Origin of the sequence: Paracoccus rhizosphaerae (assembly GCF_026162645.1) — a bacterium.
GTDB lineage: Bacteria > Pseudomonadota > Alphaproteobacteria > Rhodobacterales > Rhodobacteraceae > Paracoccus > Paracoccus rhizosphaerae.
The window spans coordinates 1-1,337 of sequence record NZ_JAOTBE010000168.1 but is presented as its reverse complement, the minus strand read 5'-3'; the positions used below and the strand labels follow the sequence as shown (position 1 = coordinate 1,337).

Sequence of the window (1,337 nt, the reverse complement as noted above, 5' to 3'; positions counted from 1 at the left end):
ATCCTGCAATCCGACGTCTATGGCGGCTACAATGACCTGTATCTGGCGGATCGCAGCCCAGGCCCGGTGCGCAGCGCGCTCTGCTGGAGCCATGCCCGGCGCAAATTCTTCGAATTGGCTGACATCCGTGGCAAGGCGCGCAAGAAAAAGCCAGCGTATGACATCTCGCCTATTGCGCTGGAGGCCGTGAAGAAGATCGATGCCATCTTCGACATCGAGCGCGAAATCAACGGCGTGGACACCGATGCCCGCCTTGCCGTGCGCCGGTATCGATCGCAACCGTTGGTCGAAGATCTGCGCAGATAGTTGCTGGAAGAGCGCGCCAGGCTGTCAAAACACAACGGCATCGCCAAGGCCATCGACTACTTCACTACCCCGAAACACGGCAGATGGGCGGCCTTCACTGAATTCCTGGACGATGGGCGCATTTGCCTGACGAACAATGCAGCCGAACGCGCCCTCAGGGGGATCGCGTTGGGCAGAAAATCATGGCTCTTTGCCGGATCGGAGCGTGGCGGAGACCGGGCGGCCTTCATGTATACCCTGATTGTGACGGCACAGATGAACGATATCGACCCGCAGGCGTGGATGGCCGATGTCCTGACGCGACTGCCGGACATGCCCGTCTCACGTGTGCAGGAATTGCTTCCGTGGCACTGGAAGGCAGCCGCGGAAAGGGAGAGGATTGCGGCATGACGTTGGTCGCACGCCTCAAGGTCACGCTGTCAGATGTCGAACCCCAGGTGCTCCGGCGCTTCGATGTGCCGCTGAAGATCAAGCTCAACCGCCTGCATGACGTGATCCAGGCTGCCATGGGCTGGACCGACACACATCTCTACGAGTTCAGGGCCGGCGGCGTGGGCTGGGGCGTGCCCGATCCCGACGGGATCTACGATGGTCCGCTGCCCGCCAGAAAAACGAGCCTGTTCGATGTCCTCGAAGATATCGGCACCAAAACCATCCATTACATCTACGACTACGGTGACAACTGGCACCATGTCATCAAGGTGGAGAAGATCGGCGATGCGCTCCCGGGCGCCAAATTCCCCCCGTCTTGTGCGCGCCATCGGCGCCTGTCCTCCCGAAGACGTGGGCGGCTTCCCCGGCTATGCCGACTTCTTAGAAGCCATGAACGATCCCGGGCACGAAGCCCATGACGACATGATGCGATGGCACGGACGCAAGTTCGACCCGGAAGATGCCGATATCGGTGGCATCCTCGACAACTTCGAACGCCTTTCAAAGAAGTGGGCGCCAAAACCACGGAAACCCAAAACCTCCACAACGCGGCTCTGATCAAGCTAACACAACTGCGGCCGCCCTCGCCAAATGCTTAC

Annotated in this window: 2 pseudogenes; both read left to right on the top strand. The window is 60.1% G+C overall.

Annotated features, from left to right (window positions below):
- Positions 1-696: pseudogene (tnpC, locus tag OC184_RS20195) on the top strand (IS66 family transposase); the annotation flags it as partial.
- Positions 693-1,296, top strand: a pseudogene (locus tag OC184_RS20190) (plasmid pRiA4b ORF-3 family protein). The pseudogenes tnpC and OC184_RS20190, both read left to right, overlap by 4 nt.
- The last annotated feature ends 41 nt before the right edge of the window (positions 1,297-1,337 follow it).